Source organism: Bacillota bacterium (assembly GCA_040754675.1).
In the GTDB taxonomy this organism is placed as follows: Bacteria; Bacillota; Limnochordia; order Limnochordales; family Geochordaceae; genus Geochorda.
On sequence record JBFMCJ010000683.1, the window covers coordinates 1 to 2,002 of the forward strand.

General features: G+C 66.0%; 3 protein-coding genes. 2 read left to right on the top strand and 1 reads right to left on the bottom strand.

Annotated elements, in window-relative coordinates:
• Positions 1–665 precede the first annotated feature (665 nt).
• Both AB1609_22480 and AB1609_22485 read left to right on the top strand, forming a co-directional pair.
• Positions 666–926, top strand: coding sequence for a DUF2179 domain-containing protein (locus AB1609_22480; GenBank protein ID MEW6049201.1), 261 nt, complete (start codon positions 666–668; stop codon positions 924–926).
• Positions 927–1,069: 143 nt separating this feature from the next.
• Positions 1,070–1,279, top strand: a complete 210-nt coding sequence (locus AB1609_22485; protein ID MEW6049202.1) for a hypothetical protein — start codon at positions 1,070–1,072, stop codon at positions 1,277–1,279.
• Positions 1,280–1,551: 272 nt separating this feature from the next.
• On the opposite strand, the gene AB1609_22490 is transcribed toward AB1609_22485, so the two are convergent.
• A complete protein-coding gene (locus tag AB1609_22490; GenBank protein ID MEW6049203.1) occupies positions 1,552–1,731 on the bottom strand; it encodes an aspartyl-phosphate phosphatase Spo0E family protein in 180 nt (59 codons plus the stop codon).
• Positions 1,732–2,002: the final 271 nt, after the last annotated feature.

Sequence of the window (2,002 nt, forward strand, 5' to 3'; positions counted from 1 at the left end):
CTGCCCAGCGGTCACCCACCGCGGCCTGCGGCTCTCCTGCTTCGCAGCGTCAACCTGCGGGCACCGCCCAGGAGTTCCGGTCGGGCTCCTCGCCTTCGGCCCCGGGAAGGCCACCCCGTCCAGGTTGTACGCTCTGGCTCCCCTGATACCAGGCGCTCGCTCCACCGAACACGGCGCACGCTTAAACAAGAGCATTCCGAGAATACCACGGAATGTATCCCAGACCCGCCCGCGGCGGTCCCCAGGTCACGCAAAACTACCAGAACGGATCGCGCCGGTCACGGCCCTGCAGTTGGGAACACCGGGTCATGTGCATCATCAAATGGATTACAGCGTAATGTGCACCCCGCGGCTCCGCTTGCCGCCCTGCCAGCCGTGGCGTACAGCTTCTCTTGCTTTCCGCGGGCACCACCGCTGCTCCTCCTGATCTGGTCCGGCTCACATGGACCAACCTACTTGCCGACCAAATCCTCGCCACGCCGCCGTGGCCCACAGACAGAGTATGTCGGCCCGCACAGCCCCCGACGGAAATTGCGCCGACCCGCGATCGGGTCGGCCCAATTGGCCGGCGCGCTCACCGGCTCACAGCCACCGCACAGCCAGGACGGCGATCGTGAAAACTGCCAGGATGATGATCGAGCCCCCCACCCGCCACGCGAGCTCGGGTGCTCCAGGGGAGGGCCACCGTATTCGACGCACGTGGAGCCTACACCGGCCAGCCTAAGGAGCTGGTCACGACCGTCCTGAGTGGCCGGGAACTGACCCGCCTAAGAGGGCCGCGGGAGGGCGGAATCCGTCATGAACCCCTCCTTCAGGCGACGTATTGGAAAAACAGGGGCAGTGGGGGCTGCCAGGATTTCTTCACCGGCCTCCCGTGGCATGGCGACGCGCCTTTGCATTCAGCCCGCTCCCGCCGGCAGCCATGACGCCCCGACCTTCCGGCCCGTGCAGGAGCCAGCTGCGGAGTTTTCCCCGAAACCCGGGGTCTTCCGCGTTATTCCGCAAGCAGGCGGAGTTCGCCCACCTCCACTACGTCGGTGATTGCCCCGCCGAGGCGACGGGGGATCAGGTGGCGGGCAGGCAGGGCGTGGCGTGGGACTTTCCTGGTTACAAGGACAACAATGCTTGGTTTTCCTGTTACCTGGCCGCCGACTTCCTTGCGTCCGAGCCCGGCTCCTGCCACGTTCGGTACCTTGCGGAGGCTGCCCGTGCCCGGGACCGGGCCATCGCGACCCCACATCGGAGTGTCACCATCCTTCCCCTCTCATCCTACGCCTGAAACCCGTCGGCGGCACCGGCGCGTGGGCGTGTCGGGACTCGTCTTGTCGCGCTGTGCCCCCGCCAACGCTACGATAGCACTTCCGACTCTTGTCGGAAGCGAGGGTATCGCCTGCCCGGTCCCGAGCCGGAAGACAGACCTGGTGGCCAAGCAGCCCTAGCCAGACCGGAGCATTCCTGACCCCGAGCGATGCTCACCCCGGGCTGAAAGCCAACACCGGGCACCATGCTGAACTGTGCGGCTCCCAAGGCTCCCCGCCCGGTCCCTTTGCCTCACTCTTGCCTCCGCGCCGCACGCCTCCTCTTCATAAGCTCGACCAGGAGGGAATCGAGCCTGGCGCTGACCTCCTGTACTACCTCCGGTTCCGCCTTACTCGTTTTCAGTCTGTAGAGTTCCTGCCGCAACTCCTCGATTTCGCGCAGCAGCGCGTCTTCGCTCGGGCCTTTCCCCACTGGATCCCCCCTTTCGCCGGGACCGGGCGGGGTCCTCGGGCACTCCCGACACAAGCCGGGGCGTACCACCCGGGGTCAGACCGGGTCGTGGCCGAATCACAAAAGCCTTCCGCTGCACCCATGAACCCGGATGCAGCAGGGTTGCCCCACCATGAGGTTTCCGATCCACCGGCCGTTAGAGAGCGGACCTACGAGCGCAGGCGCGCCACCCTCGGCGCGTACGAGCTGGAAATCAGCAAGGTCGCTGCGATCTTCATACGCAACTTCGACA